Annotated in this window: 8 protein-coding genes and 1 pseudogene; all 9 read right to left on the reverse strand. The window is 42.6% G+C overall.

Annotated elements, in window-relative coordinates:
• Nucleotides 1-73: 73 nt before the first annotated feature.
• A complete protein-coding gene (locus tag AC0YN6_RS25045) occupies nucleotides 74-1,693 on the reverse strand; it encodes an extracellular solute-binding protein (protein ID WP_475750275.1) in 1,620 nt (539 codons plus the stop codon).
• A 250-nt stretch (nucleotides 1,694-1,943) separates the two neighbouring features.
• On the reverse strand, nucleotides 1,944-6,800 hold the full coding sequence (locus AC0YN6_RS25050; RefSeq protein ID WP_475750276.1) for a chondroitinase family polysaccharide lyase: 4,857 nt from the start codon (nucleotides 6,798-6,800) through the stop codon (nucleotides 1,944-1,946).
• A gap of 927 nt (nucleotides 6,801-7,727) precedes the next feature.
• A pseudogene (locus tag AC0YN6_RS25055) lies at nucleotides 7,728-7,868 on the reverse strand (hypothetical protein); the annotation flags it as partial.
• 164 nt (nucleotides 7,869-8,032) lie between these two features.
• A complete protein-coding gene (locus AC0YN6_RS25060) occupies nucleotides 8,033-9,304 on the reverse strand; it encodes a Gfo/Idh/MocA family protein (protein ID WP_475750278.1) in 1,272 nt (423 codons plus the stop codon).
• A 215-nt stretch (nucleotides 9,305-9,519) separates the two neighbouring features.
• A complete protein-coding gene (locus AC0YN6_RS25065; protein ID WP_475750280.1) occupies nucleotides 9,520-15,408 on the reverse strand; it encodes an S-layer homology domain-containing protein in 5,889 nt (1,962 codons plus the stop codon).
• A 112-nt stretch (nucleotides 15,409-15,520) separates the two neighbouring features.
• Nucleotides 15,521-17,896, reverse strand: a complete 2,376-nt coding sequence (gene galA / locus AC0YN6_RS25070) for a beta-galactosidase GalA (protein ID WP_475750281.1) — start codon at nucleotides 17,894-17,896, stop codon at nucleotides 15,521-15,523.
• 105 nt (nucleotides 17,897-18,001) lie between these two features.
• On the reverse strand, nucleotides 18,002-19,537 hold the full coding sequence (locus AC0YN6_RS25075) for an ABC transporter substrate-binding protein (protein WP_475750282.1): 1,536 nt from the start codon (nucleotides 19,535-19,537) through the stop codon (nucleotides 18,002-18,004).
• Nucleotides 19,538-19,606: 69 nt separating this feature from the next.
• Nucleotides 19,607-20,482 (reverse strand): carbohydrate ABC transporter permease, encoded by an 876-nt coding sequence (locus tag AC0YN6_RS25080; RefSeq protein WP_475750284.1) that lies wholly within the window; start codon nucleotides 20,480-20,482, stop codon nucleotides 19,607-19,609.
• Between the two features lie 14 nt (nucleotides 20,483-20,496).
• Nucleotides 20,497-21,405, reverse strand: coding sequence for an ABC transporter permease (locus AC0YN6_RS25085; RefSeq protein WP_475750285.1), 909 nt, complete (start codon nucleotides 21,403-21,405; stop codon nucleotides 20,497-20,499).
• Nucleotides 21,406-21,462: the final 57 nt, after the last annotated feature.

Genomic DNA, 21,462 nt, shown 5'->3' on the forward strand with positions numbered 1-21,462 from the left:
CGAATCCATAATAAGGGAAGCTGGCAACCCTAACCTATATGGGAAACTAACTTCCCTAGATGAATTCTGTGCATTATCTCTTTAAATAACGGTCATACGCGCTTTGGTAGATGGCAATGACCTTCTCCACTCCGATTGCTTTCAGTTGCTTTTGATACTTCTCAAAGTTGTCCAGCGATTCTTTGCCCATAATGAATTTCACGTACATTTCTTCCTTATAGCTGTTCAGATCGGTTACAATTTTGGCTACTTGAGCGCTTTCCTCAGGTGTCGGTGTAATGATCTTCGGAAGGATGTGCTTTGCCGCTTCCGTTTCCGACCAGACTTGGGCGGCATCATCCTGCTGCTTATACGTGTTTGAATTTCGGTTCTTATCCATCATGTACGGTCCGTTTTGCTTGGAGTATTGGGACAATATCTGTTGAACATTAAACTTCTCATTTTTCAATATCAAGTCTGTAAATTTCGGTACTCCACTCTCCATCTTGTAGCTTTCGCCCTCAATGCCGTAATTGAAGAGCATCTTTCCTTCCTCGCTATATGCATAATCAAGCCAACGAGCTGCTGTTTCTACATTTTTGGACGAAGCGGAGATAGCTGCCGAACCTCCGGGGGTATATTTAAAGTCTCGCTGCCCGATGAATGCCTTCTCTCCTTTATTCAGTACCGGATAAGGCGCTCCCACCAAATTAAATGCAGGATCCTTGGTCTTCATAGTATCGAGCCAGCGTCCGATGCCTCCTCCCAATGCGCCAACTGTAGCTCCGGAGATGCCGGAAGTTATTTTATTATCAAGGATTTTCCCATCGCCATCCGGTATGGCGAAATCTTTATCGATAAGTCCTTCCTGATACCAGTTGCGAAGCAGCGTCAGCGCTTCTTTAAACTGCGGATCATAGGGACCGTAATGGACCTTTCCTTGATCGTCGATATGGAAATCATTCGAAGTTTGGAATGCCCCGATAAAAGCATCTTCCAGATCCCACCTGCCGCCGGCGTATCTCGCGGTAAACGGCGAAGCTGCATTTTTCTTTTCTTTGAAAGCTTTAAGTGTTACATGCCATTCGTCGATCGTCGTAGGGACAGGCAAACCTAATTCATCCAGCCAGTCCTTGCGTATTACAGGTCCCTTGTATACCAACTGTGAAGGCGATTCCCGCAGCATAGGAAATACATAGTATTGCCCGCTGTCCGTCTTCAACTGCCTAGACATTTCCGGGTCAGCATCAATGATTTTCTTCAAATTTGGCGCATATTGATCGATGATGTCATTCAACGGCAGAATAACCTTATCTTTAATGGCCTTCTCCGGTCCTCCTGGATAAGCCGTCCAGGTGTATTCGACAACATCCGCCAACTCGTTGGATGCGACCATCAAGTTGAACTTCTCAGATGTTTGCCCAACCGGAGGATGCGTATAGGTTACCTTGACGCCAGTCTGTTTCTCAAGTGCCTTTCCGAAGCTGGTCTCTGCCATGCTCTGAATGTTAACCGATGACAGATTGTTGTTCAGCACTTGCCATGAAGTGAGAGTGGAGCCTGCTTTGAGCGGGTAGCTTACTGTTGCCGGAGCTTGATTCTTATCCGGTATCGATGGCTTCTCCCCCTCGGGAGCGGAGGTGCATCCTGCCGTGAGCATTGCCACTCCTAACACAATGCTGATTGCCGTACAGAGCTTCTTCTTTTTTTCCATTTTAGTTTTCCTTTCTATTCCATGTAGTGTGATACATTTTCATTATCGAATGGATTTGGCTTATACGTATACTGATAAAACGCAAAATCGACTTTTAAAAGTGGAAAAGGGCGTTGTTAATTCGTAGAAAGCAATTGCAATAAATGTGATGTGGAAACCAATCGGCATCTTTGAATCATCATGCATTTTACCTAAGCAACAATCCCCCGCCGTAACATCGGCGGGGGATTGTTTTTGGACGATCATATGGCTAGTTTAACAATGCGTTTGCGTCGCGCAGCAGGTAATCGGCTGCCTCTTTCGTAATATGCTTACCGCTTTGGGCCTGAACATGATGGATGAATGACTGTAATTTATTATGATCCAACATCTTTTGCAGGCTATTCGTTATTCCTTTGTTATTGATCCAATTGTTGTTTGCAAAGCGCGCCACCAATTGTTTCAAACCTGCGACACTTGCATAAGTCTGGAATGTCACCGTTGTGCTTCCTTCATTTCCTGCTAAATCGCTCGCATGGATCTTTAGAGTATGTGGCCCCAGCGGCAGAGTATAAAGCTCAATGCGATCTCCTAGTTGATAATCCTTCGAATCCAGCGTCGCCTTTGTCTTGCTTGCATCAATTCCGGAACCATTATCGTTTAATTCGATTGATGGCAACCACGTTTCTGCATCGCTGAAATGATTGTATACAACATTCGTTACCGTGATCGTCGGAGCCGATATATCCATCTTGAAACTTACCGTTTTTGCAACTTCCACCTTGTCTGCAAGGTCCGTAGAGCGGTAGGTGACCGAATACGCCTTGTCTTGATCAAACTCCACCGGTTCGTTATAACGCAACCACGTTGCACCGTTATCGAGACTGTATTCCGTTTTTGCTAAATGGGATGAATGCTCCGCCGGGCTGAGGCTTAATGTTACCGGATGAACATACCAATTGTTTTGTCCGTCCGGTTGAACCGGAGTAACAGTTGCTGTAGTTAACGGTTCAGATACCTCTGTATCATATTCCCCGTATACAGATACGTTATCAAATACCGCGCGCGCATCCGCGGAAGGCAAGCGAAATCCGATATTTCCGCTGGTGTAGCTGCTGTCCATCGCGGATAGCACCTGTACGCCATCGACATAAGCGGTAAAATTGCTGCCGTCCGCAACCACTCGAATTCGATATTTCCGGTTCGGATCGACAGTGAATGGCGTGCTGGATAGCTGCACAGCGGATCCAGCAATCTTGTAGAACCTGATCGTATTGTCATAGCTTCTGACATCAAGCAGATAATAATGGGTACTGTCCTGACTCCTAAACACGATGCCTGCTTGCTTATTAAGAACGGTAGCATCCAGGTCCAGGGTATAATTCGTCCATGCGGAGCCTGTGTTTGATCTCATCAAGTTGTTATTTGTCAAGGCCAGATCGGCTAGACCCGGATCCACCGGACCCGTAGTAGCGTTGGTCGTATTCTGCCAACCTCCCAAGCCATTCTCCAGATCATCCTCTTGCAACATCACACCGGAAGAAGAAGTCACACTAATATTATCGAATTTGGCCGAGGCTGTAGCACCAGGCACTCTAAAACCTACATTCCCGCTCGTATAAGTACTGTCTGACGCTATCAAGACCTGGACCCCGTCTACAAACACAGTGAATGTGTGTCCGCTTGCAACAATCTTAAGACGATAAGCGCGATTTAACTCCACGTTAAAATTAGTACTGGCAAGCAAGGTTCCCGATCCTGACATTTTAAACAGACTGATCTTATTGTCGTAGTTTCTGACATCGAGCAAATAATATTGACTCAGATTGCTTTGCCCCCGGAATACGAGCCCGCCTTGCCTGCTTTGAACCGTAACATCCGCTTCCAGCGTATAATCGGTCCATTCAGAACCGTTGACGCTTCTCATCGTATTGTTGTTGGTTAGGCTTACATCGGTATTGCGGATCTTGGCATTCGTTGTGTCGATCCACTTCCCTAATCCACCCTCAAAGCCGTCACTGAACATTGATGACCTTGTCACCAAGTCCACATCGAAGTTTTTGCCGTCCACACAATCAAAAGCCAATGTAGTGGTATTGGTAGCTAAATCATAACCCACAAGCGTTACACCGGCAGGCGCAGCACCCGGGAACGTCCAATCGCCGTTCAGCTTCGCCAATACCGTCTTGTGTTGACTTGGCGTCTTTAATTGTTCCACCGTTTTGTTGCCAAGAGATGGTGATTTCGCCAGTCGAAGATCAGGATCCGAGAGGCTGAGCACGATACGGTTATCGGATTTGTTTTTTTCCATTGCCAGCACCGGAGTATCCACGCTTTTCAATACACCATACGTAAGCGGGATAGTCGGATTGAACAAGGCATAACCAATGACGTTACTCGTATTATGTTTGACAATATGCGCCATATTGTCCTTCCTTTGCACCGAATAATCCAAAGCTTGCGCTGCTGCCGCCACTTGCTCATGCGTCTTTTGAGGGAGAATGACATATTCATAGCCTTGGCTAGTCGGAGCCGTTCCGTGATCAAGCCATGCTGTCGTATAGTTTCCTTGCGTCTTCTCGTTAATTGCTTTTTCGGTGTAAGATTCCTGCACCCCTCTTTCGACTCGGAGGCCATTTGCATTCGGAATAATATAGCCATTGCCGAACGGATCCACCATCCATACCTTGGCATTCGTTGTCGTCGTGCTGCTATAAGGGAACGTATGGATCGCTTCGGAGGAATTGTTGTAGAAAGGCATTACGGTACCGTTCATATTCGATTGGAACAGAGTCGTTTCCGTCCGATTGTCGGTGTCGCTGTTTACAATATCCGATCCCAAGGCAATAATTTCATCTCCGAAATAGAACCACGACTTGTTCGCCCGGAAGGTCGTATCGTAGGCTGTATCATGCATTCTCATGCTGAATACGCCATACTGCCCCTCGCTGCTCACGCCGCCGCCGAACGTTTCGTCCGAGTAGGAGCGATGCTTTGCGTTTTCCAGCTGTAGAATCGGAATATGCTTCGTTGTAGTGCCGGGCCAGCGGTTGAAGTCCCATCCCGCAGAAATATCCAGGCCGCTGCTTTTGTAGCCTCCAGGCAGCATAATCTCCGTGTTTCCATAGCTTAAATAACGGCCGAATACATTATTGATGCTGTCTTTTTCGTAGTCCCAGTTGTACTGATTAAACCCTTTGGTCGTAACTAACCAATTATTTTTTCGGAATAGTGCCACCGCGCCGTAATTATAGTTTTTGAAGCCAAAAGCAGGACTTTGCGCCGATATCCCTTGTTGTGTAAATTGGGCAGCTGCGGATTCCGAGATCTGCAGTTCTCCAAGCGTTGCATTATAAATGATGGAGTTCTCCACCTTGGTAGCAAAATTAGCTGCAATGAGCGGGTCGTTCGGATCCCACAGGTCAAGGAAGATTCCCTTAAGCTCCTCATCTCCGCTTAGCGCGTTGAGCGCATAGGAGATATACTGCGTCTGCAACGTGGAATTGCCTTGCGGAAAACGACCGGACAGACTATGCGACATCTCGTATTTATTTCCTAAGGAGCGCTGCATGAGTAGGAATTGCTTGATATTCTCCATCGTTGCGGAATCCAGCTGAAAGCTGGTGCCGTTGATGAGATACCGAATTAATGAGCCGACAAAGATCGCATCTGGTACGTAAGCATTCATATAAATGCCCTCGTGGTGGTAACCCGTAAAGCCCGGTTTGAGCGTTTCTTGATATCCAGAGTAAACAGCCAACTCCTTGTCGACAAAATCGAGGAAGCTCTTCATATAACGGACCTTCTCCGGCGAATGATCCATCATAAGAATGTACATCAAATTGTACATGGTTACCGTTCTCATCTCATCCGTGTTCACCAAATCCAGGCTATTAATGTCCGTAGGACGGAAATCCAGGGCGTCACCGAACTTGCTAAACCAGCGCAAGGTCGCCATTTCCCTCTCGAATTTGCCTGCTGCCTTTAATTCATTCCTCATCAGATAGGTAGCATAAGCATAGCCAGACAACCTTAATTTGATGGAGGCCTGGCTGCCCATGCCGCTGCCATCAGCCCAACCCTGATCATGGAAATGATCCAGGAGATCAAAGTATTTTTGTTTGCTTTGCTCATTCCCGTTAAGCTTGTAATCATGGACCAAGCCCGTCCAAATCTTCTCAAATTTGCTGTGTGACAGTCCATTATACGGGCTCTTGGTGGCACTCGTTTCTTCATCGACAAAGATACCAGGGCCATGAACTATGCCATTTCCGTCCCTGTTTATGTTGAATGCGTCGTATTCGGCAATACGAGTTGGCAATTTGGCAAGCAAGGCATTAAAACGAGTTTTGACAGGACCGTCAGGCAAGCTTGTATAATCCAAATTGTCTCCGTATATGTATGCATCCAAGCGGCTCATGATCGTGTCGAAATCCTGTTCTTGCTGCAACGTTATCTGCGTTTCTGCAGGCAGTGAAGGCTGCTTCAAGGATGCGCGATAGGTCTGACTGAACTTGGCATTGCTCATATAAGGAGCCTGGTTATCAGCCGAATACGAATGGTGGATCGTACCGGTAAGCTGAAAATGATCGATAAAGACGTTGGCGGTTGATGGTGTGGGCGGCGCAACAACCTCCATCGTAGTGGGAACTGCATTGCCGGTGTAAGCTGGATTTTTTGCCTCATTATTTAATTTGATCCAGATCGTCCTCCACCCAGAAAAATTCATGTGGAATTTGAACGTATACCGCGGGACGCCCTCCGACAGCTCCGCCCCAGTTCCCAGGTTGAACGTCAGAAATTTGTCGGCCATCGGCTGTTCATTGTACACCCACACTTTCAATCCCCCGTTACTGCCTATGGCTTCAGACATATTCGGAAGGCTGGTCGACTGCAGCTTGCTTCCATTCGACCATGTCCACATCAATGAATTGGAGCCAGTTTTGTCATGAAGATCAGAAAGCGCAACAGCACCACCTCCTACAGCAGACCACCCTTGAGGGATTGTAGAGCCCTCGAAGGATTCAGGCAGGACTTCAGTTGCTGCGCTTAAGGTACTTACAGGAATCAATAAGGAACACAATAGAGACATTACAAGCAGCATGGTTAACTTTTTTGATATGAACAACACAATTCCTCCTTCTCGCATCTTTGATATTGAAATTAACCTTACAACCGTTGGTCTGAAGCCCATATTGCGATCTATTCAAGTAAGCTTTACCCTCTTTTATCTGTCACCTCTCTTCAAAATAAAATATGTTCACTTTAGTAGTGAAGCAGTAATCCGCACTGGTCCACTCTATGTAATGTCAACGCTTACATTATGTTGTGACGGTATGCTAACTTGCAAGTGATAAAATCTAAACAACATTCACAATAAGTGAAAACACATGGAACAGTTATTAACTCAACTTTCACAGCAGAGTTGACATACGATATACGCGAATAATATCAGGATCTTCAGGTTCAAAAAGTTTATTTCTCAGCATAGGTATTTTATAAATTTGTTCAAGTTTAGTCATCAAATGCGCATAACTCAAATCTTATTGATTTTGATCTATATCCTTTCTTCTGAATATCTAACCATTTGTCCATGTATAATGTGCGCTCCCTATTAAAATAATTGTACAATGTCAAAACTATATAAATTGGGACCAAGCACAATAAATCTTGCATAAGCAGTCTCTTTCTGCAATTGTATGCTATGTTTCATTTATCTCAACTGTTTCTAATAATCATCATAGGTTGTAGAATTTCTTGTCCGCTCAGATTCTACGAAACTATAATGGAGACGAATCCTTTATAAAAACATTCCGAAATCTAAATCACTCCCGATTCGATACTCTTGCGTATCAACACTAATCACTAAAATTCATTTTGTTGATGGTATTCAAATATCATTTTTCTTAGTTTGATTCAATTAATAATTGGCTTAATTAGTATCCATGAAATCGATTTAGGAAATAACTTCCTGTAAGCGAACTTACAGGAGGATAAAAGTGGCTAGTATTGAAAAGCAAAGTAAAAACTCATACCGTTTAATTGTTGAAACAGGCTACGACAATGAAGGAAAACTAATTAAAAGATCAAAAACGATTAAAGCCTCAGGCATAAGAGAAGCAGAAAAGTTAGCTTTCAGACCTTGCTCGCAGAAGTATTTAACAAAATCATATCCGTTCCTCAGTTCATTTCCTTGATAATCTTCCCCTAAATCGTGATCTAAGGTAAGGAGTCCAACAGTTGTACTACAAGTTCACTCTTATTTATTTGACCTTGATTTTTCTAATAAAATTTAGAAAATTAAAAAGCTCAGGTTTTTTGTCTCCTGAGCTTGAAATACTCGAATGTCATCTACCTACATTAATCTTTTTTCAATTCACTAATATATTCAGACATGTTAATAACACGGCTTTCTAACCGAGATTTCTCTGCTGCAAAAGCAATCAGATGGCTTTGTACAGAAATACTCGCTCCGGTTAATCCCTTTTCTTTCCCATCACTTCGTACAAGGTTTACAAAATCTCGTATAATACCTGCATCTCCACCACCATGTCCTGCTACATCCGCATCAAGATGAATGGTCTCCGTCTCCCGAGTAATAAAGCTTGTTATTTCAATTACATTTTTCTCCATATCGCCTCTAATCTGACCGTGTGTACCCATAATCTTGAGCGATCTTCCACTTTCAAATGTAAAAGCACTCATTGTGAAAGCAACGGTCACTTCATTGGCGAATTCGATATTTACAACCTGATGATCGACTACATTATTGTCACAATGATATACACATCTTCCGTAAGGACCATCCTTCAATGCCTGAAGCACGCCATCTTCGCTTGGCTCATTGCTGACGACGGATCGTTGCACCGCCCCCACCCAATCATCTCGCTCGATATACATTTTAGGACCATAATAAGGACACTCATCCTTGGCAGGACAGCCGTCCAAACAACGTAGAGTCGCACCCGCTGGCGCATTTTCTTTGCGGAAATGGGTCAAGGAACCGAATGAAGACACTTTGGTGCATTCCGAGTCTACGAGCCACTGTAGAATGTCCATATCATGGCAGCTCTTGGCAAGAATCATCGGACTGGAAGCCTCCGAATCTCTCCAGTTACCTCTAACGAAGCTGTGGGCTTGATGTCGATGTTCCACATTCTCCGTATGCTGAATCGAGACGAGTTTGCCAAGTCTTCCAGCTGTAATGAGCTGCTTGATCGTCGTGAAAAAGTCGGTATAACGAAGCACATGACAAATCGAAAATACCCGGTTATATTTTTCGGCATACTCGCCCATCACGATACATTCCAAAGGATCCGGTGACATTGGTTTTTCCAGAAGCACATGATAGCCCTTCTCCAATGCCTTAAGCACAGGCTCATAATGCATTTTATCTTGTGTGCAAATCAGAACAGCATCAGCTATTTTTGGCCCTGCAAGCAACTCCTCCCAGCTTGAGTAGCAGTTCTCTTCAACAATGTTGTGTGCTTGCTGGAAGTCTCCCCTCCGAGTAGTATCCAAGTCTGCAACAGCTATAAATTGCAGCTCTTCCGGATGGCTTAACGCGTAAGGAGCATACGCTCCTGCCCCTCTTTGTCCTGCTCCGATTAATGCAGCTGTAATTTTTCTCATTTCAGTTTCTCTCCTTATGTATAAGTGATTATGTTAAATTCATTGACTTGTAAATTCCCTTATTGAAGCAAATAACCCTTAGTGCAGGCAAGCATGACAATGCTTGCCTGCTTACTAAGGGTTATCGCGCATATGTTATACTCTTATTTCTTCAACAACTGATAATCGTCGGAGTCATTTGCACCTGGATCGTTTTGTCCGTCGGAGAAAGTTATCTATTTATTATTTAGCATAGCTAAAATCAATGTAATAGCTTCGGCTCTCGTTGCAGATGCAGCAGGCTTGAAGCTGCCATCTGTATAGCCTTTAATTAGACCTGCTTCTGCAGCTGCCGCTACGTAAGGAGTTGCCCACACTGGCACTTGATCAGCATCATTGAAGGCAAGCTTGGCAGTTGGATTCACTTCAAGTCCTAGGGCGCGAACGATCATAACCGCCAGCTCTGAACGTGAAATTTCGTTATTCGCACGGAACGTACCATCTTCGTAGCCTTTAATGATACCAGCTTGAGAGGTGCTTTGAATGAACAGCTGTGCCCATGCTGGTATTTCCGCTTGATCCGCGAAAGTAAACTCATTGTTGCTGTCCGCTTCCAGCTTCAGTGCACGAGTCAGCATTGTAGCGAACTCACCACGAGTTACAGTGCGATTCGGTTTGAACGTTTCATCCGTGTAGCCTTTTACAAAACCTAACTCCACCGCTCTTTCAATCGAAGTTTTCGCCCAATGCGTCGTAATATCCTTCAACTCGACTGGTTTTGGTGTTGGTGTCGGTTCTGGTGTTGGTGTTGGTGTTGGTGTTGGTGTTGGTGTTGGTGTCGGATCTGGTGTTGGTTTTGGTGTTGGTTCTGGTGTTGATCCTCCACCTGATGAACTAGCCAACGTCTTGACGGCTAGCGTTGGACCGTTCACGCTCCAGTTGTTTGATCCATCTACCGCTTCAACATTAAACGAATATGTTGTGTCAGCCTCTAGACCTGACACTTGGTAACTAGTAACATTACTATCCATTGTCGCCAGTTCAGTGCCATTCATGTAAAGCTTGTAACCTGCGATTACTCCAAAGTCATCTGTTGCTACTTTCCAATTCAGTGTCAGGCTATTCTTCCCAACATTAGATGCAGTTAATTGTGCATCCGGCCATACTGGCGCAGTTGTATCCACTGCAGGTGTTGGAACTTTAGCTGCTTCGAATGTCGCTATAGCATCCTTAAGAGCTAATTCTGCTGCGTCCGCTTCCGCTTGCGTCGCTGAAGTATTTTCCTTCACTACTGTTGCTGCATCAATCGCTGCTGTTAGCGCATCAATCGCTGCTTGCGGATATTGGCCTGGCTCTGTGCCTGATTCCGCTACTTTCACTTTATCTTGTGCTTTTGTAATCTCTGCTTCTAGTGCAGTTGTATCAGTACCTTGTGTTGGATTTTTAGCTGCTTTGAATGTCGCTATAGCATCCTTAAGAGCTAATTCTGCCGCATCCACTTCCGCTTGCGTTGCTGAAGTGTTTTCCTTCACTGCTGTTGCTGCATCAATCGCTGTTGTTAACGCATCAATCGCTGCTTGCGGATATTGGCCTGGCTCCGTGCCTGATTCCGCATCTTCCACTTTCGCTTGTGCTTCTGTAATTGCCGCTTCTAGTGCTGCTGTATCGACTTGTGATTCAGCTGCATCTGAGACAATAATCTGCTGCAATAATGTATCAGTACGTCCGTTAACATGAGCTACAAGTACTACTGTTCCTACTTTTGTATATACAGAAGGATCAACCTCAACAAAAGTAATCGGTAATGTCGTACTTCCAAGTACACCATCTTCCATCGTTTGCGCCGAAACTGATGTTGGTAATACAGGCAATTCCGTATTCAATATTGAAATAGGTGCTAATGAGTCTATTGATGTTACCCCGTTAATATAAACGGTAATTTCAACTTTGCTATACATTCCCATCAAGGAACCTTTTACCTTGTATGTTCCCAGTTTATTAAGATCTGTATTGTTCATCATATCCCATTTAACTGCAACAGGTTGAGAATCGCTGCCATCAAATGTCACATTAACCGTTTTAGGCAGTGTTGGTAATGTGCCAACCGTTGTTGATACCGGTAAAATTGTGTCAATTGTTGCATTTGTGTAGGACTTATAAATACCAACAGTATAATATGTTGTTGCGCCCACTTTTGATGTCTGAGCTATTGTGAGCGTATTTGAACCATTGATTAACGGTAACGATTGCGCCGTCATATCCGTGAATCGGTCCGTAATATCTGTGCCATTCAGTAAAATGGCAAATGTTGCTTCATGTTCTGTAGTTGGCATAATCAGTGTAACGTCCTTAGTTGGATCGGTAATTGAAGCCTGATACGATGTGTGACTAGGGTTGAAATTTCCATTAAGTTTTGCATTACCCAGTTTAAGATTCGCATCATATACCATATTTGGTTCTATTTTGTTTGTCTTTACATTGATATCGTCTAACATCAAGTTAAACTTAGCTGAGCTACCATCCCAAGGAGCAAAAGCAATATATCCGCTTTTGTAAGTTGAGTCTTGTCCTACAATTGTCGTACTTCCGTCAAGCGTTGCGGATATCGTACCATCTGCTACAGTGATGGACAATGTATGCCAGCTACCAGTGCTAGTGACTGCTTTAAATAGGTCAGCAGGCAGATCAGCACTTGTCGATCCCTCTATTTTATTGTTCATATGAGTTGCATCACTGTTTTGATCTGCACGGTATAGCTCCATTTTATTGTTGGCTTTATTAAAAGCAACGTTGTATCCCGCCGGTTGGTATGTCATTTTTCCAGCGTGAGTACCGGATTTGACGATCGGCTGCGTATTAATAAAGAAACGTAATGGATGTGCAGTGTCTGTATAATCGCTAGACAGCGCAAATTTTAACTCAAGCGTGTAATTGCTCCAATTATGCGCAGGCGTCTCTTCATAATAGAGGGCTGGCTCATTGTTGACGATCATAGTATTATTACTGCCATTTTTCGTATCTTTCTTCGGGTTCGCTATAACTTTCAAATTTGGATTAGTTCCCCAGAAAGTTGTAAAACCATCTTTATTATATGTTGCAGACTGTCCGGAACCCGTAATTGCAATTTCGGTTTTCGGCATTCCGTTCTCAAAATCCCAGTTGTTGATTAGTGTAACAGGGTCTACAACTACTGGTGGCGTATAAGGTGGTACTGAACCCGCACTCGGTTGAAGCGGCACTACTGGATCAGCGTCTACACCACCGTAAACATCAATTAGATCATAGTAGGACATACCAGTATTTTTGCCTGGAGCGCCAGTGCTATCGTAATTTCCCATTCCAATATAATTGAATGACGCTCTATCGAGTGTTGTTACTTCTTGATCATTAATATAAAGTGTAACTTTGCCGGCAGTAGAGTAGTCAAACTTAAACTGATGCCACCCAAAACTACGCGGTATAGTCGTTAACTTTTCAGTCGTACCATCAAGATAAGTGAAATAGTCTCTGCTAGCATGACCGTTAATTCCAAGCCCAACATGGTTGGCAGAAGTATTGTCATCAACTCTCATGTAAGATTGGCCTCTAACATCCGAATCATTCAATCCTTCATTGTAGTCATTACCGGCATAATCACGACGTTTATCGAAGAACCAACCAGTTACGGTTTTGTTTAAGTTGTCGTCGAATGTTCTACTGACTGCAACCCCGTCTGAATTCCCTTTCGCACCGCCATTAATGAACAGAGAATAATGACCATTGAACGGACCTTCAGCTGTATACGCGGTGGAAATAACAGGATTACCTTTTTCAATTGACCATTTTGTTGTGTCAATCTCTCCGCCTTCAAAATCATCCGAAAAATAGCTATCCGATTGTAATTTCGGCGAGTTTGGATTATACAATTCGGAAGTAAATGGAAAATTTTGACGATTAATACCGATACGGTCATATTCCATCTTCGAATTGTCAAACGAATAATAAAGACGCGGACTATACGCTGACGTTGGATAATCGCTGTTTACGTTATCAACATAAAATACATCGCCATTTTGCGTTGGTTCAACACGTAAATTAGCACTTTGATTGTTAATACCTTCAATATTAGAAAGGTAAGTACCTGTAGCACCCATAGCCAAGTCCATACCATGAACCGTATTAGGATCACGTACGTCGGCTGCACTACCAATATCCGAAGTTACAATTTGATTAAAGACATTCCCCGCCTTGGATTCACCATATGGCTGACCTGTTTCTTTATTAATAGCCTCTGCCGGGATTCTTGTGCCGTGTAGTCTCTGTACATCGCCGCCTTTGAAGAGAGCTCCGATGAAGATAGCACTATCCTCAGCGGTATCTTGCTCCGCATCATGCACATAAATATATTCGAAACGATTGCCGTAGTTATATACATCTCTCACCGGGTCAAAGTTTGGACTTGCATTAGGCATAGTTTGTGCTTGACCAACAAACGAAATTGCACGTCGTGGAGCATAGTAAATTTCGAGGTTCTTAAAAATGCTATGACCTGTATTCATTACTTGCAATCCTGCACCAAAAGCATTGACTTGTCCAACATTGTGAATGGACAAATTATAGAACGTATGGTTGTTATTGTATTTTCCAACTCCCGGATAACCGCCATCCGTATTGATACCGCCCATACCCGTGTTTTCGATAACAAGGTTTTGGAACGTATTGTGTGAATTATCGCGCCAAACAACGATTCCAAATAGCCCCATATTCGTAATTCGGCTGTTTTGAATAGTAATATTATTAGTATTAATCAATGTGAACCCGCCATGCATATATGCAGGACGAACAGCATAGTCAGAATAATATGGCTGTGTACTGCCCGCTGCCTCTGCTGGTGGGTATGGAATTGCTGTACCGCCAGCATACCAAGTTTCACCATAGCTCCAGCCATCTACAATATAACTATCTGATTCTGTAGCTTCGAGAGTGAATCCGTCGAAAGTGATATGGCTAACTTGTTTTGCAAGATCCGGTGTTTTTCCCCAATCCGCAATGCTCGGTTTATCAGAGCCTTGCAAACGAATAATTTCCTTCGTCGTCGGAACTACGATATTCAAGTTGTTCATATCCTGAGCACTTGTTACTCCGTCAGCTGCCGTTGGATAGTAGTAAAGCCAGCCTGTTTTTTTATCATAGTGATACTCGCCAGCTGTATCCAAGAAGGAAATATTTCCTTGCATGAAATAACGAGCATTGGAATTAATGTTGTATTTTGTAATATACATTTCAGGATGCGCAGAATCGAACGGTGAATATATCATATTATTCGCTGTATCGATTCTGTTAATAGGAAGAGTGTTAGACTCGAAAGCATATCCTCCGCAGTCAAAAACAAAAAGTTGAGCAATTTCTGCAATCTTTGCGGCTTGAGCTTTTACTAGAGCATCGATTTGAGCTGGAGTCAGGTCGCTCGATTTGTAACCCATATCTTTGTTTGAACCTTTAGTTGACAAGAAATAGGGGCCATTCCATGCTTGGAATATAGCATCCTCTTCCTTATTCGGAGTACGGGCCATAATCGCTTTATTGAAGCTAGTATCTACTTGAGTGCCGATATAAAGTTGGTTAAAGTTATATTGTTCAGGATCAAGTTTAACTTTATATACTTTACCGACTGCAGATTCTGGTAAATATTTTAAATAGTCCGTAGTATTTGCATCGGCAGCACTCGTCTGCTCCCAATCAGTTGTAATATCTGTAATAGGAACGCCGCCAATTAAATGCGCGCTTCCAGGAGCTCCAAGGCTTTTATAATGAACGCGATGCCCATTAAACCCTGAATCCGCTTCGTTGAAATTCATTCCCTCAGGGATGTAATAATTACCTTCTTCTACAAAAACATAAATATCGCCAGTCATTGCTTGATTGATTAGACGGACAGCTTGTTTAGCTTTTTCAATAGTTAGAAACGGACGTTCATAAGTCCCGTCATTATCGTCGCTACCCGTTGGAGATACAAAAAACTGTGCATAAATATTATTTCCCGATGCGTTAGCGCTTACATTTTGAGTAATTGCGCCAAAAGAACTGAAAACCAATGTAAACATTAATAATACAGTGACTATTTTTTTATAAATAGACTTACTCATTCTATTGTCTCCTAACATCTTTAATTATCTTTTCGATAACTTGCAGGTGTTTCGTAAGCGATATTAGAGGCTCAGCATTTTCTACTTTACCTCTAATATCCCCCGTACAGCTTCACTCCGAACGTACTACGACAACAGCTTCTTGCAAAGAAACCGAAGTTGCCCGTATAACAATGTCCCCTTGTTCCTTGTTAGCTTGAACAATTGCTAAACAATGTCCGTTGAATGCTCGTCGAAGATTTGCTTTGTCAGGTTCGTGGCTGCTTGGGTCACCATTTCCAACACCAAGAATTTTACCGGGACCTTCGATTGTAAACATAATCTCGTTATCTGCCGTAGGAACAACTTCACCATAATCATCAAATACGGAAACTTTAATCATCGCAATATCCGTACCATTCGCTTTTATTTCTGTTTTATCCAGCTCTAGCCTAATATGATGAGCGGGTCCTGCTGTTGTCACAGTCTTTCTTGCTATTTCTTTCCCAGCTATTTTCCCTATCGCTGTCAATTCTCCGGGAATGTAGTCAATCTTCCACTCGATTCGTGAATTTCGATCAACAGTCTTTTCGCCAAGAGTACGACCATTAATATATAATTCTACAGTCTCACAATTGCTATAAGCCCACACATCGATCGCTTGTCCAACCTTATCCGGCCAGTTCCAGTGAGGAAGAATATGCACCATCGGTTCTTCTGTCCAGGCAGCTTTATAGTAATAGTAAGCATCTTTCGGGAATCCGCAGCTATCCATGATCCCGAAGTGTGATCCGATACAAGGCCATTGATAAGGCGTTGGTTCTCCTCTGTAATCAAAACCAGTCCAAACAAATATGCCTGTCAAATGAGGGTGATTCACTACATCCTGCCATGATTTCTCGTGCGAACAAGACCACTCTGGAATCTGATCTCCATAAGTTGAACAGTATCCTTTAACATCATCATTCTCATAGATGCCACGTGTAGTCGTACAGCTCGTACTCTCACTTCCGAGCATGATTCGGTCTGGGAACGTTTCATGATCGACAAGATATTGATCTTCTCTTTGGCCATAGTTATATCCCGTTATATCTACGGAAAGACTATAGCCTCCGTCATTCCACCCATGATTCATGCATGAAATCGTAGGTCGAGTTGGATCAATAGAATGCGTAATTCGTGACAGCGTATCAAGCATTCTCGCTCCCATAATCGTTCCTTCTAATATTTCCTCGTTCTCCATGCTCCACAAAATGATTGATGGATGATTTCGATCTCGATAAAGTATCTCTTTCAGGTCCGCGATCCCGTCTGGGGATACATCGAGCTTCCTGTTTTCGTCTACAACGAGCATACCCATTCTATCGCATAGATCTAGAAGCTCAGGTGAGGGAGCATGATGCGAGCATCTGTATGCATTGCATCCCATACTTTTAAGAAGCTTGATTTTATATTCAGTTACTTGATCAGGCAGAGCGACTCCTACGCCAGCGAAATCCTGATGATTGCAAGTCCCTTTAATTAAATACCGTTCACCATTTAAGTAAAATCCACTATCCGCGGTAAACTTTATTGTTCGCACACCTAATGGGGTTCTGTAAACATCCACCACATCTTGTTCATTAGCTTCATAAATTTCCGTAATAACTTCGTAAAGATAAGGATTCTCAGGCGACCAGAGCACCGGGTTCATCAATTTCATCGTAGTTTCAACATCTGCTTGACTGTCTGCTTGAATGGTGATGTTCTCCGAACTGGAAGCGACTACATTCCCTATTCCATCCGCAATTAAAGTCTTGATTATACAATTCACGGCATGAGGTTGTTCGTTACATACGGTTGTCGTTACAGTAACGTCAGCCGCTTCTTTACTTACATTTGGCGTGGTCACATACGTTCCGTGCCTTCCTACGTGAAGTCTTTCCGTCTTGTTGAGCCAGACATGGCGATAAATACCGCAACCTTCATACCACCAGCCTTCATAATCACTAGCATCAACTTTAACGAAAATTACATTTTCCCCCTCATCACCGTAACGTGCAATATCGGTAATGTCATAACAGAATCCCGTATATCCGCTTGGATGAGTTCCCATTAAATGCCCATTAACCCATACGGTACAGTTACGCATAACGCCATCGAACTCGATCGATAGCTTCTTGCCAAGATCTTCTGAAGGAATCTCGAAAACTTTACGATAACATCCAATGCCAACAGGTAGATAACCGTGGTTCTTATGATGTTTAACTTTATCCCCGTCATATACGTAATTCCCTTCCACACACCAATCATGTGGAAGATCGACAGCCTGCCAATCCCGCTCATTCATTACAGCCTGTTTTCTTTCGTCGAAAAAAGCGATCTTCAGCCATTCCCCTTCTTCGATCTGTTCGCAATCGGTTAACCCACCTGTCATTCCTCCTTTTACAGCATGCATGATAGGTAGATCACCTAAATGGAACATCCAATCGGAGTCGAAGTTTTGTACTGTTCTTGGAGTTGCGTTCATCGGTATCCCTCTTTTCAATCCTTATTCATTAAGAAAAGCCGTCTTACTCCAGATAAGAATGGCATTTAGGATTGGGACGGCTCCTTGCAAAATATGAGTATTTAATTATTTAACATTTGCTGCTTTCCAATCGTCGATCTGCTTCTGTGCATCTTCGATCAGCTTATCCATGCCTGCTTTCTTCAATCGATCCACGAATTTAGGTAGCATCTCTGCAGGGTCAACTGTTCCTGTCATCATCGCAGGGACCATTTCCCCCATGATCGCATTAACTTGAGCATATTCTTGCTTAAGAGAATCCGGGTTGTATAGGAAGCCCAGTAATGGGGATGTAGCAGATGTTTCATTTAATGATTTCAGCTCATCCATAGACACTGGCGAATCTTTAAGTTGGTAATCATTAAATACGTTTCCATATTCCCAATTTACTGCAGGCAAGTACCCAGTATTCGGAATAAGCTCAATAGTATCATTGTCTACTTTGTTAAAGTGCTTTCCTTCGATACCGTTATTAAGTAAACGATACAAATCTTTATCACTATACAGCAAGTCAAGTAGCATCATTGCTCTTTCTGGGTTTTTACTTGTTCTAGAAATCGCCGTCATCGTTGCAATAACTCCACCAGTATTAACATAAGAAGGGGCTGAGTCAATTACGACAGTCGGACTTCCTTGTTCAATAGTAGCCGACTCACTAGCACCTGGACCGCCACCACGATACCATACCGCATATTTTCCAGAATCAGCTTCAGCTTTATAATCTTTTCTAGAAATAGCATCTTTCTTAATGTAACCCTTCTCATACCACTCTCTGTACACCTTCATCAGATCCATGAATTCCGGGCTTTCCACACCGTTATAAACTTTCATATCTTTGTCGTCCACATTGATTACTAATGGGAACATACTGTTACCTTGAACAGCATCGATCGTGAAGCCCGTTTCCATATTGAATAATTCAGGGAAGCTAGTCATTGCTGGCAAGTATCCTGCAATTCCAGGCTCGCCGTTTTTAATTTGCTCTAAGTATGGAGTCAAATCACTTGGTTTTTTCACACTATTCACATCAAATTTATACTTATCGACAAGCTCTTTATTAAAAGCAAGACCTCGAGCAATGAAATACGTTTGATAATTCAAAGAACCGAAAATTTCACCATTTACTTTAGTAGCATCCCAATATTTCGCAGGCACTTGCTCTAATATGTTTTTACCGTATTTCTCTAGTAACTCATCTAGCGGTACATAAGCGCCTCCCAAAACATTGGATGCGTAGTTGTTCGCCCATGAGGACGTGAACGCAAGGTCGTACGCTTCGTTCGTCGAAGTGATTACTTTCATTTTTTCATCGAAAGCACCCCAATCGATAACGTTTAATGTTAGTGTTGCATTGATCTTTTCTTTCAAAATTTTATTTACTTCATCCATAACAACCTGATGATCCGGTTGAACCGTACCAACTGTGTACCATGTTAATTCAACTGGCTTCAACTCTGATTCTGTTCCCGTTACATTCGATGATGGGTCTGTATTTTCTTTCGGTGACTCACCGGAATTTCCAGTCTTTGCGCCACATGCACTAATGAGCAAAGATACAGCCAGGATCATGGTCATGCAAAGTAGAAATTGTTTTTTATACATTTCTTTTTTCCCCCTATAATAATAATATCTATTGAAACTGCATTTGCAGTAACAACCAAGACTAGATGACTATCCTTTTACTGAGCCAACCGTAATCCCTTTTTCGAAATACTTTTGGAAGAATGGAAATACAAACATCATAGGACCAGCAGCCAGTACAGCAAGCGCCATTCTCACCGATAGTTCAGGCAACGATACGTTGCTAACCATCCAAGGCGGTACAAATGCACTCTTAAGGAAGTCCATATTCGATTGGATTTTGAACAACATATATTGCAAGGAAATAATATCGGTATTGTTCTGAATAAACATTAAGCTCAAATAATAATCATTCCAATAGGTAAGCAAGTAAAACAATCCTATAGTAGCAATGCCTGACTTAGCGATTGGAAGCACAATTTTGAGATAGATACCAAACTCTCTTGCCCCGTCGATTTTCGCAGATTCAATAATAGCTGGTGATATGCTTGAAAAAAATCCTTTCATGAGCATAACAAACCACGCACTAACTAAATATGGCACGATTAAGGCAAAAATTGTATCCTTCATATGAAGCTGATTAACGATTAAAATGTACCATGGAATTAATCCCCCGCTAATAAGCATCGAGAAAAACACAAAGAACGTAGTTTTTTGAGCATAAGCATAATCTTTTCTAGAGAGGGCATATGCCAGCATCGTTGTAATCAATAATCCGACTATCGTACCTACAATCGAAACGATAATGGTTACTAGATAAGATGTAAAAAGTTGCTTAGGATTTTCAAAAATGAACCGATACGCCGAAAAATCAATAGTCTTTGGAATAAAGGAATAACCATTGTTGATAATATCCGCATCACTAGTTAACGAAACAGATACTACTAGTAACATTGGTGTTAAACACAATATCGTAACGATAATCATTAAACTATGCATAGCTATGCTAGAGAATTTAAACCGCATTTCATTTCACATCCTTAGAACAGTGCATTTTCTCTGTCGTATTTTTTAATAATCCAGTTTGTAACGAGAACAAGTACAAATCCAACGACGGCTTGGTAAGCGCCGGCAGCGGAGGACATCCCTAAATCTCCCACACCTTTAAGCGAACGATAGACATAAGTGTCGATAACATCTGTCGTTGCGTATAGTAGCGAAGAATCCCGTGTCAAGTTAAAGAAAAGATCAAAGTTTCCATAGAATATTTTTCCGATTTGTAGCAGCAGCAATAGCGTGATTAAAGGTTTTAACATCGGAAGTGAGATACTTTTGATCTTATGCCATTTATTGGCGCCATCAATGTCAGCGGCATCGAACAATTCACTATCTATTCCCAATAAGCCAGTATAGTAAATGATCGTATAATAACCGACATTCTTCCATGTATTCGCACTAACCAGTAACGATGGCCAATGCGAGGCTTCGTTATACCACAGAATTGGTTCCATATTGAGCTTCTGCAGCACCCCATTTACAAAACCGTGATCCATATCTAGCAGGGCCAAAAACACATAACCGACGACAACCCAAGATAGGAAATACGGGAAAAACATAACTGTCTGATAAAATTTCACAAATTTTCGTGACATCTCATATAAAATCAACGCAAGAGCAATGGAACACACAAGTAATATGACAATGAAGAACGCGTTCAATACTACTGTGTTTCTCGTAATTCGCCATGCATCGTCACCAGAGAAAAGGAAACGGAAATTTTGAAATCCAACCCAAGGGCTATTCCAAAAACCTAGATCGAATCGATAGTCCTTAAAAGGCAGTATCAATCCATAGAGTGGAACGTAATTGAAAATAAAAATAAATAACACGCCTGGAATTGTCAAATAGAACAACTCCTTGTTCTTGCGGAAAGTACGTAAAGCTTTCACTCTGTTCACCTGCCTATAATGTATTGGATTGCCTTGCCGGCTACACCAATAAATATA

This window comes from Paenibacillus sp. J22P15 (assembly GCF_056269345.1).

Coding starts and splice junctions, on each gene's coding strand:
- AC0YN6_RS25060 (WP_475750278.1), bottom strand. CDS start 9,304: ATGAGAAAAATTACAGCTGCATTAATCGGAGCAGGACAAAGAGGGGCA.
- galA (WP_475750281.1), bottom strand. CDS start 17,896: ATGAACGCAACTCCAAGAACAGTACAAAACTTCGACTCCGATTGGATG.
- AC0YN6_RS25045 (WP_475750275.1), bottom strand. CDS start 1,693: ATGGAAAAAAAGAAGAAGCTCTGTACGGCAATCAGCATTGTGTTAGGA.
- AC0YN6_RS25075 (WP_475750282.1), bottom strand. CDS start 19,537: ATGTATAAAAAACAATTTCTACTTTGCATGACCATGATCCTGGCTGTA.
- AC0YN6_RS25080 (WP_475750284.1), bottom strand. CDS start 20,482: ATGCGGTTTAAATTCTCTAGCATAGCTATGCATAGTTTAATGATTATC.
- AC0YN6_RS25065 (WP_475750280.1), bottom strand. CDS start 15,408: ATGAGTAAGTCTATTTATAAAAAAATAGTCACTGTATTATTAATGTTT.